The organism is Micromonospora sp. C28SCA-DRY-2 (genome assembly GCF_030519475.1).
Lineage (GTDB): Bacteria > Actinomycetota > Actinomycetes > Mycobacteriales > Micromonosporaceae > Micromonospora.
The window spans coordinates 45,339-62,692 of the sequence record NZ_JAUMKD010000001.1 but is presented as its reverse complement, the minus strand read 5'-3'; the positions used below and the strand labels follow the sequence as shown (position 1 = coordinate 62,692).

14 protein-coding genes are annotated in these 17,354 nt (G+C 72.0%); 5 read left to right on the top strand and 9 right to left on the bottom strand.

Annotated elements, in window-relative coordinates:
• The first annotated feature begins 61 nt into the window (after nt 1-61).
• Nucleotides 62-238 (top strand): hypothetical protein, encoded by a 177-nt coding sequence (locus Q3W71_RS00275; protein WP_302917236.1) that lies wholly within the window; start codon nt 62-64, stop codon nt 236-238.
• Nucleotides 220-1,404, top strand: a complete 1,185-nt coding sequence (locus Q3W71_RS00270) for an FxsB family cyclophane-forming radical SAM/SPASM peptide maturase (protein WP_302917235.1) — start codon at nt 220-222, stop codon at nt 1,402-1,404. The genes Q3W71_RS00275 and Q3W71_RS00270 overlap by 19 nt, the downstream gene beginning before the upstream one ends.
• On the opposite strand, the gene fxsT is transcribed toward Q3W71_RS00270, so the two are convergent.
• From fxsT to Q3W71_RS00250, 4 genes are all read right to left on the bottom strand, one after another.
• On the bottom strand, nt 1,397-5,287 hold the full coding sequence (gene fxsT, locus Q3W71_RS00265; RefSeq protein WP_302917234.1) for an FxSxx-COOH system tetratricopeptide repeat protein: 3,891 nt from the start codon (nt 5,285-5,287) through the stop codon (nt 1,397-1,399). The two genes, Q3W71_RS00270 and fxsT, sit on opposite strands and share 8 nt — an antisense overlap.
• A 31-nt stretch (nt 5,288-5,318) precedes the next feature.
• Complete coding sequence (locus tag Q3W71_RS00260) at nt 5,319-6,098, bottom strand: TIR-like protein FxsC (RefSeq protein ID WP_302917233.1); 780 nt, start codon at nt 6,096-6,098, stop codon at nt 5,319-5,321.
• Nucleotides 6,095-7,300, bottom strand: coding sequence for an FxsC protein (gene fsxC / locus Q3W71_RS00255; protein WP_302917232.1), 1,206 nt, complete (start codon nt 7,298-7,300; stop codon nt 6,095-6,097). Before fsxC ends, Q3W71_RS00260 begins: the two co-directional genes overlap by 4 nt.
• A gap of 463 nt (nt 7,301-7,763) precedes the next feature.
• Complete coding sequence (locus Q3W71_RS00250) at nt 7,764-8,786, bottom strand: GGDEF domain-containing protein (protein WP_302917231.1); 1,023 nt, start codon at nt 8,784-8,786, stop codon at nt 7,764-7,766.
• A gap of 481 nt (nt 8,787-9,267) precedes the next feature.
• Here Q3W71_RS00250 and abc-f point away from each other — a divergent pair, with 481 nt between their 5' ends.
• Nucleotides 9,268-10,911, top strand: a complete 1,644-nt coding sequence (gene abc-f, locus Q3W71_RS00245; RefSeq protein ID WP_302917230.1) for a ribosomal protection-like ABC-F family protein — start codon at nt 9,268-9,270, stop codon at nt 10,909-10,911.
• Here abc-f and Q3W71_RS00240 read toward each other — a convergent pair.
• Both Q3W71_RS00240 and Q3W71_RS00235 read right to left on the bottom strand, forming a co-directional pair.
• The gene (locus tag Q3W71_RS00240) at nt 10,904-11,080 is read right to left on the bottom strand and encodes a hypothetical protein (protein WP_302917229.1); all 177 of its coding nucleotides are present in this window, start codon (nt 11,078-11,080) and stop codon (nt 10,904-10,906) included. The two genes, abc-f and Q3W71_RS00240, sit on opposite strands and share 8 nt — an antisense overlap.
• 107 nt (nt 11,081-11,187) lie before the next feature.
• Nucleotides 11,188-11,715 carry a helix-turn-helix domain-containing protein gene (locus Q3W71_RS00235; protein WP_302917228.1) on the bottom strand — a complete coding sequence of 176 codons (528 nt, stop codon included), beginning with the start codon at nt 11,713-11,715 and terminating at the stop codon, nt 11,188-11,190.
• Between the two features lie 145 nt (nt 11,716-11,860).
• On the opposite strand from Q3W71_RS00235, the gene Q3W71_RS00230 reads away from it, so the two are divergent.
• On the top strand, nt 11,861-12,184 hold the full coding sequence (locus Q3W71_RS00230) for a nuclear transport factor 2 family protein (protein WP_302917227.1): 324 nt from the start codon (nt 11,861-11,863) through the stop codon (nt 12,182-12,184).
• A 53-nt stretch (nt 12,185-12,237) separates the two neighbouring features.
• Here Q3W71_RS00230 and Q3W71_RS00225 read toward each other — a convergent pair whose 3' ends face one another.
• Both Q3W71_RS00225 and Q3W71_RS00220 read right to left on the bottom strand, forming a co-directional pair.
• A complete protein-coding gene (locus Q3W71_RS00225; protein WP_302917226.1) occupies nt 12,238-14,115 on the bottom strand; it encodes an adenylyl cyclase in 1,878 nt (625 codons plus the stop codon).
• Nucleotides 14,116-14,440: 325 nt separating this feature from the next.
• The gene (locus Q3W71_RS00220; protein WP_302917225.1) at nt 14,441-15,811 is read right to left on the bottom strand and encodes an endo-1,4-beta-xylanase; all 1,371 of its coding nucleotides are present in this window, start codon (nt 15,809-15,811) and stop codon (nt 14,441-14,443) included.
• Nucleotides 15,812-16,248: 437 nt separating this feature from the next.
• Between Q3W71_RS00220 and Q3W71_RS00215 the strand changes: the two genes are divergently transcribed.
• Nucleotides 16,249-16,722, top strand: coding sequence for a molybdenum cofactor biosysynthesis protein (locus Q3W71_RS00215; protein ID WP_302917224.1), 474 nt, complete (start codon nt 16,249-16,251; stop codon nt 16,720-16,722).
• Between the two features lie 30 nt (nt 16,723-16,752).
• Here Q3W71_RS00215 and rpsD read toward each other — a convergent pair whose 3' ends face one another.
• Nucleotides 16,753-17,346, bottom strand: coding sequence for a 30S ribosomal protein S4 (gene rpsD, locus Q3W71_RS00210; RefSeq protein WP_302917223.1), 594 nt, complete (start codon nt 17,344-17,346; stop codon nt 16,753-16,755).
• Nucleotides 17,347-17,354: the final 8 nt, after the last annotated feature.

Here is a 17,354-nt window from a genome sequence, read left to right as displayed (position 1 = left end):
TTTTAATGCAGGGAAGTGAGGCAATTTCGCCGGCCAGGGGGCGGGTATGCCACTAGCTGACGTGTCAGTCCAGCCGACCCGCCCGACCAGCGTCGGTCCCGGCAGCGCGAGTGCCGCCACCGCGTCCGACGAGGACGAGGGCTTCGACGTCCTGTCCCACCACCTGCGCGCGGCCCGCCATCGGCAGCGCGATCCGGAGTCGACGGACCAGGTCGCGCCGTGGAACTCCGCGGTCTGACGCCCTCGCTCCCGTTCCGGCAGTTCGTGGTGAAGATCCACGGCTGGTGCGACCTGGCGTGCCACTACTGCTACGTGTACGAGCACGTCGACCAGAGTTGGCGGGGACGCCCCCGGGCCATGTCCGCCGCCGTGGTCGACGCGACGGCGGCGCGGATCGGCGAACACCTGCGGCGGCACGGGGTCCGGGAGGCCCGGGTCATCCTGCACGGCGGTGAGCCGTTGCTGGCCGGCCCGGCGCACCTGGCGAGGACGGTGGCCGCGGTCCGCGCGGCCGCGCCCGCGGACGCCGACATCGGCTTCACCGTGCAGACCAACGGCGTCCGGCTCGGGCACGAGTTCCTCCGGCTCTTCCGGGACCAGGGCGTCCGGGTGGGGGTGAGCCTCGACGGCGGGCTCGCCGCGCACAACCGGCTCCGCCGCTCGGCGGCCGGCGCGGAGAGCTTCCCCCGGGTCGCGCGGGCGCTGGCCCTGTTGCGCAGCGAGGCCTACCGGACGGTCTACGGCGGCATCCTCTGCACCATCGACCTCGCGAACGACCCGCTGGAGGTGTACCGCAGCCTCCTGGCGTTCGGGCCACCGATGATCGACCTGCGGCTGCCGCACGGGAACTGGGTCCATCCGCCCCCCGGGCGGCACCCCGCCAGCACCGGGACGCCCTACGGCGACTGGCTCGTCGCGGTCTTCGACGAGTGGTACGACGCTCCGCGCCGTCGCGTCGCGATCCGGTTCTTCGACTCGATCATCCAGCTGCTGCTCGGTGGGCCGAGCGGCACGGAGGACATCGGCACCACCCGCACCGGCGCGGTGGTCATCGACACCGACGGCAGCATCCAGGGCAGCGACGTGCTGAAGACCACGGTTCCCGGCGCGCCGGAGACCGGACTCGACGTGCTGTCCCACTCGTTCGACGACGCCCTCACCGTGCCGTCGATCCGCGCCGAGCAACGGGGGGCAGGCGCCGTACCGCGGGCCTGCGGCGGCTGTGACGTGCTCGACGTCTGCGGCGGCGGGCTGTACGCGCACCGGTTCCACCCGACCGCCGGGTTCGACTTCCGGTCCGTCTACTGCCTCGACCTGTTGCGGGTCATCCGACACGTGCGCAGGCGCGTCTCGGCGGACCTCGCCGCCCGGCGACCGCCGGCCGCACCGGCGCCGTTCACATGACGAACGGCTCGATGTCGAGGTCGACCCGGCGCTTCTGCCGCCCCAGCTCGGTGATCGGGTGGTCGCTGCCCAGCACCTGCGCCGAGTAGGCCACCGCGTCGTTCCAGCCCGACTGGTCGTAGTCGCCGCCGGCGAGGCGGCCCACCGCGACGTTGAGCATCGCGCCGATCAGCGCGATGTTCTCCGGCCGCAGCGCCTCGCGGAGGATGTCGTAGGCGCGTTCGTCGGTGTGCCGGCCGTACTCGGCGTCCCCGGCCGCGTGCGCGGCGTTCGCGACGTTGACCAGGGCCAGCGCGGTGATGGTGTGCGCGGCGCCGAGCACCTGCTCGAAACCAGCCGCCGCCCGCTCGGCCATGTCACGCCCGGCCGGCAGGTCACCGCACCGGCGGGTGAAGACCCCGAGGTTGTTGAGGGCGACCAGGTACAGCGGATGCGTGGCGTCGAACAGCTCCCGGTACGCCCGCTCGGCGTCCGCGGCGAGCCGCCGGGCCACGTCGTCCTCACCGAGGTCGGACGCCACGTTCGCGCGTTCCAGGCGGCACCCGACGGTGGCCGGGTGACCGCCGCCGAGGACCCGCTCGTAGCGTGGCAGCGCGACGTCGAGCAGGCTGGCGGCCAGCCGGGTCTCGCCGAGCCAGCGCAACGTCGTCGCGAAGTTGCGCAGCGTCCGCAGGGTGTCGGGATGCTCCTCGCCGAGCACCTCCTCGCAGGCCTTCCACGCCGCCTCGAGCGTCTTGCGCGAACCCTGAAGGTCCCCGTTGTCCCGCTGGTCGGTGCCGTAGGCGTCGGCCGAGGACAGGGTGAACGGGTGCCGCTCGCCCAGCAGCCGGCGCCGCTTGTCCAGGGTCTGCCGGTCCAGCCGCAGCGCTTCCGCGTAGTTGCCGGCCAACCGCATGGTCAGCGCGTAGTTGAGCGCCGCCATCAGCGTCCGCGGATGGTCCTCGCCGAGCACGACCGGGATCAGCCCGAACGTCTTCGCCTCCCGCTCCTCGGCCTCGGCCCACCGGCCCTGCTCGCGCAGGTCCTGCGCGTAGCTGCCGGCCACCATCAGGGTGTACGGGTGGTCCTCCCCGGCCACCCGGGTGAACCGCTCCATCAGGTCGTCGTCGATCCCGTACGCGTCGGCCATCCGCCCCAGGTCACGGATGATGTTGGCGTACTGGAACCGCAGGAGCAGCGTCATCACGTCGTCGGGATCCGGGAACAGCTCCGCCCAGGCGGCGATGGCCCGGTCGGCGAGCTGCTCGCCGCCGGCGTAGTAGCCACGCAGCCGCAGGTAGCGGACCAGGTCGATGATCAGCTTGCGGACGTTCGGCGAGTCGGAGGTGACCGCGTCGAGCGCGTCGACGTGCGGCCGGAGCGCCTCGTAGAGCGGCCAGTTGTCGGCGTTGTCGGCGTCGCCCGGGTTGATGTCCGCCAGCGCCTCCTGGCCGATGCTCCGGTTCGCCGTCCGCTCGTCCGGGCTGAGGCCGTGCCGGATGGCCTGCTGGGTGAGCACGTGCATGCTGATGCTGCGGCTGGCCGGGTCGGACTTGATCAGCCCGAACCGTCCGATGTGCTGGATCAGCCGGCTGAGCAGGAGCGGGTCGCGCAGCGCGGCGTCATGCTCGGCGAGCAGCGAGCCGATCCGCTCGGACTTCAGGATGGCCGTGGGGATCGGGTTGGGGGCGAAGAAGGCGAGCAACTCGACCAGCCGGGCGGCGGCCGGGCTCCGGCCGCGCAGCGACTCCATCGCCACCGAGAACGTCGCGGTGATCGGCGCCTCGTAGCCGGGCACCTGGAGCGCCTCGGCGACGTGCCCCTCCAGCAGCCGCAGGTACTCCGGCACGGTGCCGGCCGTGCTCGCCAGCCAGTAGCCCGCCGTCTCGACCGCCGCCGGGAGGTCACCGAGCCGCTCCGCCAGGACCCCGGACTCGCTGGTGGCCAGCTTCGCGCCGCGCCGGGCGAGCAGCGCGACGCTCTCGGTGCGCTCGAAGACGTCGACCGGCATCTCCCTGGTCGAGCGGGACCACGCCTGGTCCCGGGTGGTGATGATGGTGTCGCCCGGGCCGGTCGGCACGAGGTCGGCCAGCTCGGCCGGATCCTCGGCGTTGTCCAGCACGACGAGCCAGCGGGTGGCCGGGTCCCGCTCGCGCAGGGCGCGCAGGACCGCGTCGACCCGCCCCGTCCCCTCCCGGTTGGGCGGCAGCCCCAGCACCTCGCCCAACGCCTCGAAGCCCGCGGTCACCTGTTCGACGCTGTCGGCGGAGACCCACCACACGATGTCGTACGCGGCCGCGAACCGGTAAACGTACTCCAGGGCGATCTGCGTCTTGCCGACGCCGCTCATGCCGATCAGCGAGACCGCGGCCGACCCGTTGAGGTCGAGCAGCCGGTCGCGCAGCTCCTCGATCGCCGCCTCCCGCCCGACGAACGCGGGGTTGCGCCGGCTCGGCACCCGCCAGTGCCGGGTGTGCTGCGCGGGAAAGCGGATCCGGGAGAGCTCACCGGCGGCCGATCCGGGCGGCGTGTAGCGGATCCCGAGGGCGGTGAAGACGGCCTGCACCGCCTCGTCGGCGCGCAGGTTGGGGAAGTCCACGGTGCCGGCCACCGACGCCGGCACCGGCAGGACCGGTCCGTTGACGCGCATCGGCACCAGGAAGTCGGCCGGACGCAGGTCGGCCCGGTCGACCTCGCGCCGCCAGTACCGTTCGATGCCCTCGTGGGTCAGCCCGTCGTGAGACAGCAGCACCACCACCCGGTCGATGCCCTCCAGCGCCGGCGCCTCCGGCCGGCCCGGCCCGACCAGCAGGCAGTCGTGCCCGATCCGGGTCAGCTCCTGGCTGATCCACTCGGCCCAGATCCGGTCGATCGCGGCGTAGTGCACGATCACCTGGATCGGCGCGGAGGTGGCCGTCCGTTCGAACCGGGCCAGCACCGACAGCCGCTGCTTCTCCGGGGTGTCCGGTGTTTCCAGCGTCCGCTCGGCCAGCAGTTCGGCGAGGGCCACGAACGCCGACAGCGGCGAGTTCGGCTCGCTCGGGCGGTCGCCGAAGACCGCCAGGATCTCCTCGTACGCGTAGTACGGCTTGTACGGCACCTCGACGCTGCGCCAGTAGCGGTCGCCGTCGAGATCGAGCGCGTCGGTGTACGGCCGGAACTTGCGCTGCGCGTAGTCCCGACCCCGCTGGAGCTTGGCCTGCTCGCCCGGCTCGACCCGGCCCGGCAGCGGGTAGATCCTGATCTTCGGGTCCGCGCGCACGATGGACCGGGCGACGCTGACCGCGCCGTCGACGCCCTGCGTGTTGAGGGCGAAGCAGTCGACCACGGTGTCCGGCAGGCTGATGGTGCACACCCCGGCGCTGTCGCTCAGCCCCGTCCGGCTGTCGACCAGCACGAAGTCGTAGTCGCGACGCATACCCGCCGCGAGCGCGTCGATGAAGCCCTTGCCGTTGAGTCGCTGCCAGAAGTTGTCCCAGTCGAACTTCGAGACCTTCACCGAGTACCGGCCGTCCTGCTTGCCGGACGGGAGGAAGTCCAGCACACCGCCGTGCGGGAACATCCAGTTCAGCGACATCGTGGCGCTGTCGAGGCGGCTCACCTCCTCGAACCACGAGGGCGAGCTCTCCTGGGTGACGGTGGCCGCGCTGTAGCGCTGGAGCAGCTCGATCAGGCCCTCGGTCCGGCGCAGCTCGTCGTCGACCAGGAACGGGTGGAAGTAGCGGTGCAGGCCGGGGGATTCGAGGTCCCAGTCGATCGCCAGCACCTTGTAGCCGTTGCTGGCCAGGATCCACGCGGTGTTGGCCAGTGCCATCGTCCGGCCGCTGCCGCCCTTGTACGAGTAGAAGGTGATGATCCGCCCGTGCCGCGGCTCACCGGCCGGCTCGGGGACGCTACCGGACACCGTGGACCTCCCTCTGGATCGCTGTCACCGGTCAGTTGCCGTGCAGTCGCGGAAGCTCACCTCTGCCGCCCAGATCGGGCGGCGTGCGGGGTCTGCCGCCAGGGTGTTGCCGAGCGGTCACCTCGGCGTCCCGTTGCCGGGGAACCGCCGCGGCGCCGCCCCCCGTGGGCGGAACGGTCGGAAACGCGGCGGGCAGGCGATAGAAATCCGGACCCGGCCGGGACGGCGGAATCGGATGACTCCGCGCCGTGCGAACGATCAGAGCCGCGAGCCTCCCCACGAATTCATGGTAGGCATCACGATGCCGGGTCAACCGCATGACGTGGAGCAGGCCCTCGTCGAACACGATGGTCGACAATGACCGGTCGGCGTACTGAATCGTGCCGAGGTGTTCCGGAATCTCGGTCGGCCGCCACGAAACAGGCAGCAACGAGGGCGCGGCCCGACCGGTGGCCGCGCGATATGCCGACAGGCGGTCGGCGAAGGCCTGCCATTCCCGGCCGCAGGATTCGCTGCCGAAATAGGTGGGTGAGCTGAGCGCGACGAAGACCCGACAGGTGCCGAGGGCGGTCCTGATCTCCTCCGACCAGTCGGCGCCGAGTCGCAGGTTCGCGATGCTGAGGAACCCGGTGGGCGCCGGATCACTCTTCCGAGTCCCGCTGACCGCCCGCACCTCGCTACGCAGATCCTTGAAGAAGATCGCCACCAACTCGTCGTCGGTGTCGCTCGACTCGGCGAAGCTCAGGAAGAAGAAGACGTCGGGGTCCGCCTCCGCGCCCGCCGGGCCGCGCCGACCGGCTGCCCCGCTCAAGGGGCGTCGAGCAACGGGCGGCTGCCGGCAGGGGCGCCCGGGGCGACTCTGCGGACATCCGCGGAGCGGAAGGTGAGGTTGCGCGACGCCTCCAGGATGCCGCCCAGCTCCTGCTCGAACTCCTCGGCGGAGTCGGGGCCGATCCGCAGCATCGGGTTGCACCGCGCGGAGCGCAGCGCGAGCAACCGCGACAACGCCTCGGTCAGCTGCTCCCGCGCCTGGCTCGTCTCCGGGTCGGTGGCACTGATCGGCACCACGAATCCGGTGGCCGGGTCGGCTCGCCGGTCGACCTCCGCCAGCGCTTCCCGGTGCGCGGCGAGCCGCACCACCCAGGCGTCGATCAACATGACGAGCAGTTCATGGTCGGCATCCGCTCGCTCCAGCACACCGACGATGTCCTCGATGTCGTCGACGACATCGGAGTCGAACAGGTGCTCGGCGGCGACCGCCTGCGCCTGGGTGGCGAGGGCCTCCGGCCGCTGTGGACGGTACGGCCGCCAGTCGGCTCGCCGGGGACCGTAGAAGTCGAGGTCGTCGCGGACCGGGGCCATCTCGTCGCGACGTCCCGCCGCGACGACGAAGCGCACCGACGGCGACGGGAATCCGGCTCTGGCGCCGGCCGGCCGGGCGGCGTGGTCGCCCACCGCCCGGAAGGCGTTCGGCGTGGCCGCGTAGGGCAGCAGGGTGACTGCGGGGCGTACCGGATCGTTCCGGCTGACCTCGACGATGTGGCGGGCGAGCCCGCCCAGCAGGTCGCGGTAGCGGGACCGGTGGCTCCTGAGCCGGACCAGGGCACGGATGTCGGTCCGCCGGGCGACGTCAGTGGTGAACTCGCCGGCCGGGAGTTCGCCGTAGAGCCCGTTGTCTCCCCAGGCGACCGGGACCAGCGCCTTGGGTCGACGTCCGGTGACCGTCTCGTGCTGGCTCAGCCGGTCCTGGAAGACCGACCATTCCCGGCCGCACCGTTCGGTGAGGAAATACCGGTGCGAACAGATTGCGAGGAACACTGTGCATTCCGCCAATGCCCGCGCGGCCGGTCTCGTCCATTCACCGTCGACGACCGCGTCGTCGCCGGAGATGAAGACCGTCAACGACGTGTCACCGCCGCTGAGCAGCCGGATCGCGTCACAGAGCTCGCCGAGGAACGCTTCGGCGTAGGCGCCGTCGTCGTCTGGTCGATAACTCAGAAAAATGGATGCCACAACCCCTCCGGACACGCTCGATTGGACGCGGAGGCGCGGTCTCGGCGCAGGTCGCAGGATCCTCCAGAGCTACATACATACACGCAACAGTGTTGAGAACGCAATCGGGTGCACAGTCGGATAAGCGCTGGTGCAAATCGGACGATAACCGGCTGTCCGGCGGCCCGACCCGACGGTCGTACCGTCTCGACCCTGCTCGATGCCGGCGCGTCCCGATCCGGTCGTCGCCGCCGCACAGCGGACCGGCGTCGCGGCCGGGAGTCGCGGCCCGCCCGGACGGTGCCCCGATCCCGGCGGGGGGCACAGCGCTGATGACCCGCCGTGCCCGTGCTCGCCATGCCGGTGAGTGTTCCGCACGGCCGGGGGGAGCGGACCTCGTGTGTCGGAAAGTTCGCGGAGCCGGCTTCCGGGGACGGCGGCGCTGCGTCGGATCGGATGGCGGATTCCGCCCGGCCGGTGCCGGTCACGGGGCGCCGACGGTGTCCGCGCCCCGGGGCAGCAGGCCGTTGCCGCCCGCGGGCGGCCGGGCAGCGACCCGCTGGCGCTCCTGTTTCGCCCGGTAGAGCCGCTGGTCGGCGGCGAGCATCAGCGCTTCGAGGGAGTCGCCGTCGTACGGCGCGGTGGCCGAGCCGACGCTGACGCTGCTGTGCTGGCCCACCGCCGCGCCGATCCGGGCGGCGATGGCCCGTGCGGTCGGTTCGTCGGCGTCGACCAGCACGACGACGAACTCGTCGCCGCCGACCCGGGCGATGGCGTCCTCGACGCGCAGCACGTCCCGGGCCGCCGTCACCGTCCGCCGTAGCAGCTCGTCGCCGGCGGCGTGCCCGAGGCGGTCGTTGACCAGCTTGAAGTCGTCCAGGTCGAGGCAGAGCAGGGACGGGCCGGGACGGCAGCCGGCGTGGAAGAGGTGGCTGGCGAACTCGGCCAGGCCGCGCCGGTTCAGGGCACCGGTGAGCGGATCCAGCGCCGCCAGCGCCCGCAGTTGGGACCGCTGCCGCGCCAGGATCCGGGCCTGCGTCGAGCAGACGGAGGCCAGCACCAGCATGCCCGCGAGGTAGATGAAGACATGACCGGAGTGCGCCGGTACGCCGGTGACGGCGACGGCGAGGTAGGAACCGACGACGAGCACCTCGAGCGCGATCATCAGCCGCAGGTGCGGCGTGTAGTTGGCGACGAACACGGTGGTGGTCACGAAACCCAGGGCGGCCGGCGAGGTGACACCGCCGTCCCAGTGCGCGCCGAGCGCCGCCGTCAGGAGCGTGACCAGCAGGATGGTGAACGAGAGACGGTATCCCGCCACCTGCGTCGTCACCCGCCGCGCCGCCCACACCCCCACCAGCCCGGACGCCATGCCACACAGGTAGGCGGCGAGCATGAGGGAGCGGTTCGGCTGGTGGAGCGTCAGCAGGCAGTAGATGACGGCCACCGCGTGCGAGACGGCGTGCAACGCCGCGCCGAGGAGGATCCTTCGGCGACGCTCGTTCACCCGACTGTCCACCGTAGCCACGGCACTCCGCCGACGATCGCAGGTGACGTGGTAGCGCTACCGGTGTCGTCGCCGCTCCGGTGGCGCGTCCCACCACCCCGACATTGAAGGGTGCGCTTCCGTTCACCGTCAATACCCGCGCCGGTGACCTCACCAGCTCGTGTGCGTATCGGCACGCAGTGTCGCGGACCAGCGGAAACGTCCCGGCGTCCCACGCGCCCCAGCCGCCACCGGCCGCCGGCCGGCGCCGGGCCGGTGCTCCCCATCGAACGAGCCGACCGGTGCTAGGGTCGACGGGAGTGATCGAGCGAGGGAGAGCAGACATGGCAGGTGACGACGACATCTCCGGGTGATACCGGAGTTTCCGGCCACCGGCCGGCGCGGTGACCAGCGCCGCCGCCGTGGCCATGCCGTCGTTCCACCAGCCCTTGTCTCCGCCGGGCCGGCGCCGCCGCGCTCACGTCACCTCTGAGGTCTTCCGATGTCCGATGCGTTCATCGTCTGCTCCAACCTGTCCTTTTCCTGGCCGGACGACACCCCGGTCTTCCAGGACCTGTCCTTCTCGGTCGGCGCCGGCCGTACCGGCCTGGTCGCGCCGAACGGCGCCGGCAAGACCACCCTGCTCAAGCTGATCGCCGGCGAGCTGCGTCCCACCGGCGGCACGGTGACCGTCAACGGCGTGCTCGGCTACCTCCCGCAGAACCTGTCCCTCGTCGGCGACCTGACGGTGGCCCAGGTCCTCGGGATCGACCCGGTGCTGCGGGCGCTGAGCGCCATCGAGTCCGGTGACGCCAGCGAGGAGCACTTCACCACCATCGGCAACGACTGGGACATCGAGGAGCGCACTCGCGCCGAGCTGGACCGGCTCGGCCTCACCGACGTCACGCTCGCCCAGCCGCTGGGCACCCTCAGCGGGGGCCAGGTGGTCTCCCTCGGCCTGGCCGCGCAGCTGCTGAAGCGGCCGGACGTGCTGCTGCTCGACGAACCGACCAACAACCTCGACATCGACGCCCGGCACAAGCTCTACGGGGTGTTGGAGAACTGGAGCGGCTGCCTGCTGCTGGTCAGCCACGACCGGGCGCTGCTCGACCGGATGGAGCGGATCCTCGAACTCGACAGGGGCGAGGTCCGCTCCTACGGCGGCAACTACACCGCGTACTCCGACGCGGTGCGGGCCGCGCGAGAGGTCGCCGAGAAGAACCTCCGCAACGCCGCGCAGGAGGTCAAGCGGGAGAAGCGGGAGATGCAGCAGGCCCGCGAGCGGGCCGAGCGCCGGGCCAGCAACGCCTCCCGGAACCTCAAGAACGCCGGCCTGCCGAAGATCTTCGCCGGCACCATGAAGCGCGGCGCCCAGGAGTCGGCGGGCCGGGCGCGCGAGACGCACGCCGCGCGGGTCAGCGAGGCGAAGGCCCGCCTCGACGAGGCCGGCCGCGCCGTGCGCGAGGAGGAGAAGATCGCGCTGGACCTGCCCGAAACCAACGTCCCCGCCGGGCGTACGGTCTTCCTCGGCGAGCGGTTGCAGGTGCGCTACGGCGGACGCGCGCTCTTCGCCGGCGACGGCCTCGACCTGACCATCCGGGGGCCCGAGCGGATCGCCCTGACCGGGCCCAACGGCGCCGGCAAGTCCAGCCTGCTGCGCCTGGTCAACGGCGATCTGGCGCCGGAGAGCGGGGTGGCCCGGCGGGCCGAGGGCCGGGTGGCCTACCTGAGCCAGCGCCTGGACCTGCTGGATCTCGACCGCACGGTGGCCGAGAACCTGGCCGCCTTCGCCCCGGACCTGCCCGAGGCGCGGCGGATGAACCTGCTGGCCCGGTTCCTGTTCCGGGGTGCCCGCCCGCACCTCCCGGTCGGCGTGCTCTCCGGCGGGGAGCGGCTGCGCGCCACGCTGGCCTGCGTCCTGTTCGCCGAACCGGCGCCCCAACTGCTGCTGCTGGACGAGCCGACGAACAACCTCGACCTGGTCAGCGTGGGACAGTTGGAGAGCGCGCTCAACGCGTACCAGGGCGCCTTCGTGGTGGTCAGTCACGACGAGCGGTTCCTGGAGAACATCGGGGTGGAGCGCTGGCTGCGGCTCGCCGAGGGCCGGCTGCTGGAGACCGGGGCGCCGGACGGCGCGGCTACGTGATCTTCGGGCCGGTGAGCCGGTAGCCGTCCTCGGTCAGGGTGCGGGTCATGTGCTCGGCGTACCACTGCGGCCAGTCCGGGTCGGACCGGCCCAGCTTCTGCTCGTGCACGCCGTGCGCCTCCGCGGCGCGCTTCAGCGCGTCCAGCAGGACCTCGGTGGTCGGATCCATCGCCGTCCCTTCCGTTCCCGCGCGCCGTCCGGGCGCTCGTGCCGCAACCCGCGGACGCCGGCCGTCGGTCGGCACGGTCGGCCGGCGACCCCCTCCCCAGGGGCAGCCTAGGCGGAGGTGTCGGGCGGGGAGGCGGAACGGCGACTCGCCGTCGGGACCGCCGCGTACCGGTCGCGCATGACCTCGCTGGCGGCCGGGCCGGCGGCGAAGACGAAGTTCTCCGGGTCGAGGAGGCGGCCGGTGGCCCGGTCCACGACGACCGGCTCGACCTCGGCGCCGGTCTCCCGGTCGACCAGGACCATGCTGCGCTCCTCGGGGCGCAGGCGGGAGTTTCCCCAGGCGGCGAGGGCCACGATCACCGGCCGCAGGCTGCGGCCAAGGTCGGTGAGGACGTACTCGTAGCGGTCCGGGTGGGTCTGGTAGCGGCGGCGTTCCAGCAGGCCGTTGGCGGTGAGCGTACGCAGCCGGCCGGTCAGCATGCTGGAGGAGATGCCGAGGTTCTCCTGGAACTGGTCGAAGCGGGTGTAGCCGTCGAAGGCGTCGTGGAGGATCAGCAGGGTCCACCACTCGCCGACCACGCCGAGGGTCGCCGAGAGCGGACACTCCCGGTCCTCGAGCCGGACCTTCCCCGCCATGGCTGGCTCCTCGCAAGTCGGTGCTAATGTCGAAGTCACTGACTTCTAGTTCAGCAGTAAGGGTACGCCGGGTGGCAGGAGGCGGGATCCGGCGCGCCTTGTCGACCGGCGGCGCGAGCCGCGTCGTACCCGGGGAGGAGTTCCCGTGACCGGAGCACCAGAGATCATCCGTCGCTACTTCGAGCTGGCCGGCCAGCCGGACACGGAGGCGTACCTCGCGCTCTTCGCCGACGACGCCGTGGTGCAGGACGAGGGCCGGGAGCACCGCGGCGTCGCGGCCATCCGCGCCTGGCGACGGGAGACGCCGCTGGTGTCGTACGAGATCACGGACGTCGCCGCCACGGCGGAGGGCACCGTGGTCACCGCCACCATCACCGGTGACTTCCCCGGCAGTCCGTTCGCCGGGCTGCGGTTCCGCTTCGAGGAGTACGACGACGACCGCATCCGCCGGCTGCGCATCGCCCCCTGACGGCGCACGGGCCGGAGCCGATAACCGGCTCCGGCCCGTGCTGTCGGTCGCCGTTACGGGACGGGGTACTGCGCGACGTAGACCGGCGCGCCGACCCGGGTGGTGTCGGCCGCCCCACCCACGCCGTTGACCACGTGGTCGATCGTGCCGGCGCTGAGGTTGACGGTCATCACGTGGTGCAGCCGCACGCCCGGGGTCACCGGGACCTCGAAGCCGTTCTCGGTGTGGATCGACGGGTTGTTCTGGTTGAACACGTAGACGCCGCCGCCGTACAACGTGTGGTGCCGGACCCGGTCGCCGACCTTGTACCCGGCCCAGCCCTCGACCCCGCCGTTCATCCAGTCGGCCTGCGTCGGCGGGTCGTACGGCAGCTCGTTCTGGTACAGGACCGTGGTGCCGTGCTCGCCGTTCCAGACAGTGTTGTAGCGCTGGAAGTGCTCGACGAAGAGCCCGGTCGCGGTCACGTGGTCGCCGTTGATCACCGCGCCGTACCGACCGGTGTTGGTCCGCCACCGGTCGGTGTCGCCGTTGACGCCCTCGGTGAAGCCCTCGACGCCGTGGTCGCCGCGCCACACCCAGGTGTGGTCGATGAGGACGTGGTCGCTGTTGACCTCCAGCGCGATGTCCGTCCGGCCGATGTGCGGGCCGCCGACCCGGAAGTACACGTCGGAGAGGGTGGTCGGGTTCCACGGCGTGCTGTGGTTGCGGCCGTGCTTGGCGCCCACCCGCAGCAGCACCGGCGACTCGGTCGGGCCCGCGTCGATGGTGACGCCGGCGATCACCACGCCGGGCACGCCGGCGACGTCCAGCGGCACCGACCCGTCCACCGCGGTGAGGGTGGCGTGCCCCAGGCCGAGGACCACGGTGTTCGGCCGCTTGACCTGGATGCTGCGGGCGATGTCGTACACGCCCGGGGTGAGCAACAGGTGCTTGCCGCGGGCGAGCTGGCTGTTGATGACCCGGACCGGATCGGACGGCTTGGCGATGAAGAAGTCGCCGATCGGGATGGTCCGGCCCGGGGTCAGGCCGTCGGCCCAGGTGACGCCGCGGCTGTCGCGTCGCACCGCGGGCACCCGGACCTGGTAGCGGCCCTTGGCGTCGACGAACAGGTAGGGCTTCTCCCGGCTGAGCGGGGTGGTGTCCAGCGTGGTGTACGGCGGGTCGGGGAAGCCGGCGTCGTCCGGCGCGCCCACCACGCCGGCGAAGACCTGGTTCCACACCGCGTTGGACCAGCCGGCGACCTCGCTGTTGCGGGTCAGCCACTGCTGCTGCGAGCCGTTGGTGGTGGCGGGCAGCCGGGAGTCGGCGATGAAGCCGCCGCTGGCGTACTGCGGGCCGGCGGTGCAGTAGTCCATCAGCGACAGGTTGCCGCCGGCGATGTCCAGCCGGCGCATCGACACCGCCTGGGACACGGCCCAGAAGTTCGCCGACGACCGGCAGCCGTCCTGGCCGGTGGCGTCGATGTCGATGGACAGGTTGGACAGCGTGCGCCAGAAGTTGACCAGGGCGATGCAGTTGCCCGCGCCGCCGTCGGCCAGGCAGCGGTTGTAGACCTCGATCTTGCCGTTGACGTCGACATCGGTGGGCGTGGCGCCCAGTCCGGCGACCTCGGTGTAGTAGCCGACCTTGACCTGCAACGGCTGCTCGGCGGTGCCGTAGCTGCCCGGCTTGAACAGGTAGGCATGCCGGGCGGTGCCCATTTCGGCGTCGACCTGGCGGGCGTGCGCCGCGTCCAGGGTCGCCTGGATCTCGCCGACCGGCATGCTCGGGTCGAAGATGGTGACGTTGGGCCCGAAGTCCGGCGTACCGTGCCGGGGCGGGCCGGCGGTGGCGGCGGTGCCGGTCAGGGCGGCGCTGGCGGCCAGCGCGAGTCCGAGGGCGAGCGCCCGGCCGGCGGTGTGCCGCCGTCGGGCGCGGGGATGCGTTGTCATGCGGTTCGTCCTCTCCGCTGGCCGGCACCTGCTCCCGGACGCAGCGACGTGGGTGGGGGAAGGAGACCTGCCACTCGCGGCGGCCGAGGAGCCTCTGTGAGAGCGCTCTCTCGATCTCGCCGACTTGTATCACGTTGTGAAAGAAGGGGGTGGCTTGTTTCTACCCTGTGAACCGGGTCGCCCGCTACCGGCGGGAGCATTGATTTTCCGGACGGCCGGCGACCGGGCGGTCCACGGCGGACCCTCGCCCCCGGGGGGGCCGGGCCGGCACACGCGCGGGGGTGGCGACGCGCCGCGTCGCCACCCCCGGTCGGGTGTCGTCGGGTCAGGAGGCGGTACAGGACCGGACCTGGGGCCGGGTCCAGTTGCCGTTGGCCATGGTGGTGAAGCCGAAGACGTTGCCGCTGCCGTTGGACCGCATGGTCATCACGTTGCCGCTGCTGTCCCAGCTCGGGGTGCCGTTCCAGGTCGCCGAGACCTTCTGCGGCGGGGTCACCGCGACGACGACCGTCCAGTTGCTGGCTCCGCTGACGGTGACCTCGCTGTTGAACCGGTCGCCCCACCGGGTGCCGTCGCGCAGGGTCGCGGTGCAACTGCCGCCGGGCGGCGGGGTGGTCGGCCCGGTGGTCGGCGGGGTGGTGGGGGGAGTGGTCGGGGTGGTGCCGCCGTTGAGGGCGGCCAGGACCGCGTCGTACGCCGGCTTCTTGGCGCCGCTGCTGGTGAACAGTAGCGGGTTCTGGTCGGCTCGCCAGGAGTCGCTGTCCCGGATGCCCCAGACGGTGATCCCGGTGCAGCGGGAGACGGCGAGGCAGTCGTTGACCACGTTGCGGTACGTGTCGGCCGGGGCGTTCTGGATGTCCAGCTCGGTGATCTGCACGTCGACGCCGAGGGCGGCGAAGCTGGACAGCGTGGTGCGGTAGTTGGCCGGGTACGGCGAGCCGCTGTTGAAGTGCGACTGGAGGCCGACGCAGTCGATCGGTACGCCGCGCTGCTTGAAGTCGCGGACCATGTTGTACACGGCCTGGGTCTTGGCGTGCGTCCAGTCGTCGGTGTTGTAGTCGTTGTAGCAGAGCTTCGCGCCGGGGTCGGCGGCCCGGGCGGCGCGGAACGCCGCCTCGATCCAGTCGTTGCCGGTGCGCTGGAGGTTGGAGTCGCGGCGGGCGCCGGTGCTGCCGTCGGCGAACGCCTCGTTCACCACGTCCCACGCCACGACCTGGCCGCGGAAGTGGGTGGCCACCTGGGTGACGTGGTTGAGCATGGCCTGACGCAGCGCGCTGCCGCTCATGTTCTGCATCCAGCCCGGCTGCTGGGAGTGCCAGGCCAGGGTGTGCCCGCGCACGCTCATCCCGCGGCTGCGGGCGTGGCTGACGATCCGGTCGGCGTTGGTGAAGGTGAACTGCCCCTGCTGCGGCTCGGTGGCGTCGATCTTCATCTCGTTCTCGGGCGTCACCGAGTTGAACTCGCGGTTCAGGATCGTGGTGTACGCGCTGTCGCTGAGCTTGTTGGCGGCCACGGCGGCGCCGAAGTACCGGCCGCGCTCCGCCGCGGAGGCGCCCAGGGTGGTGCCGGCGCTGGCCGCGACGGGCAGCACCACGGCTCCGCCCGCGGCGAGCAGACCAACGGCGGCGAGGGCGAGGGCCGCCCGCCTTCGTGCTGTCGATTTCGGACGGTTGTCCCGCTGGCAGCTGTCGATCATCTCTGCCCCTTCTGCTGGCGACCGGGCTTGGTGGCGCGCCGGCCTGGTGTGGTGGGGGTGTGTCGGGGTCGCGACCGGCCGCCGGTGGAACGCCGACCGGGTATCGACCCGAATAGATGTGGAGTATCGCAGCGACCGATCGGCGCGGCAAGAATTTCCGGAAAACTAACGATAGCTAAGGAGAGGGCTGCGAGGTCTCCTCGGAGAGAACAAGCAGGCCAGAGCCTCTATCCAGCAGGCGGCGAAGCTGGCCACGGTACCCGGGATGATCTGCTGGATATCCCTTTGGACGGATGTTCCGGAGGAGTTCCGTAACGCGTGGCCGGTGGTTCGCCGGTCCGGCGCCGGTCCGGCCCGCCGGCGGTGTCCCGGTCCAACCGGGCCGGTTATCCGGCGGGACGGCCAGGCGGGGGCCGGCGACTCCGTAGAATCGCTGGGTGCCGCGGATCGTGCAGTTGCTGGCCTCGCCGGTGCACCGCTACGTGGGCCGGCCCGCCGACGGCCCGGCACCGGCCCCACCCGGCGAACTGGTCGACCAGGTCCAGCTCCGGGCCGGCCTCGGCATCGTCGGCGACCGGTACTTCGGCAAGCCGGCGCACCGCGAGGCGAGCGTGACAGTGATCGCGCGGGAGTCGTTGCCGCCCGGGGTCGACCTGGTGCAGGTCCGGCGCAACGTGCTCACCGCCGGGATCGCCGTGGACGACCTGATCGGAGCCGTGCTCACGCTGGATTCCGGCGCGGGTCCGGTCCGGCTGCGGGTCAACCGCCCGGCGAACCCCTGCGCCTGGATGGAGGTCACCATCGGCCCGGGCGCGTGGAAGGCGCTGCGCCGCCGGGGCGGCGTGCGCTGCACCCCGCTGGACGACGGCACCCTGCGCGTCGGGCCGGTCGACGTGACGATCAGCCGCTGACGCCCGCCGGCGGCACCGGCCGGGGCGCCGCTAGCCGGGCTGGACGGTGAGCGGCACGTCCCGCAGGTCCGGCACCTCCTGCCGGCGCGGTTCCCGGGTCAGCGTCGCGGTGAACTCCGCCGGCCGCACCTCCAGGTAGGGCGGGGCCTCGGTGGCGGTGAAGCCCCCGGCGGCCACCGCGGCCGGGGTGGGGCACTGCTTCTCCGGCCGCACCTGGATGACCTGCCCGGGGCGGACCAGGTACGACGGTTGGTTGACCTTGCCGCCGTCGAGGGAGAACGTGTTGTTCCCGATCAGGTGACGGGCCTCGGTCACGGTGCGGGCGAAGCCGGCCCGGTGCACCAGCGCGTCCAGCCGCTGTTCCAACTGCCCGGCCAGGTTCTCCGCCGCGTCGCCCGGTTGCCCGGCGGCCGTCACCAGGGCCCGGACCAGTTGCCGCTCCCGCAGGTCGTACGCGGTCCGGAGCCGGTGCCGCTCGGCGTCGGGCAGCCGGTAGCCGCGGGGAGCCCGGCGCGGCCCGCCCCGCCGGCCGATCGGGTGCTGCTGCCGGCGCAGCCGGTAACCCCACGCCGGCTTGAGTGGCACCTCGTCGGTGGGCGCGACGTTGACCTTGGACCGCAGCATGGTGTCCT

What these genes read in the sequence shown, in the direction of transcription:
- abc-f (WP_302917230.1), top strand. Translation starts at nt 9,268, where the DNA reads ATGTCCGATGCGTTCATCGTCTGCTCCAACCTGTCCTTTTCCTGGCCG.
- Q3W71_RS00240 (WP_302917229.1), bottom strand. Translation starts at nt 11,080, where the DNA reads ATGGATCCGACCACCGAGGTCCTGCTGGACGCGCTGAAGCGCGCCGCG.
- Q3W71_RS00235 (WP_302917228.1), bottom strand. Translation starts at nt 11,715, where the DNA reads ATGGCGGGGAAGGTCCGGCTCGAGGACCGGGAGTGTCCGCTCTCGGCG.
- Q3W71_RS00225 (WP_302917226.1), bottom strand. Translation starts at nt 14,115, where the DNA reads ATGACAACGCATCCCCGCGCCCGACGGCGGCACACCGCCGGCCGGGCG.
- Q3W71_RS00220 (WP_302917225.1), bottom strand. Translation starts at nt 15,811, where the DNA reads ATGATCGACAGCTGCCAGCGGGACAACCGTCCGAAATCGACAGCACGA.
- rpsD (WP_302917223.1), bottom strand. Translation starts at nt 17,346, where the DNA reads ATGCTGCGGTCCAAGGTCAACGTCGCGCCCACCGACGAGGTGCCACTC.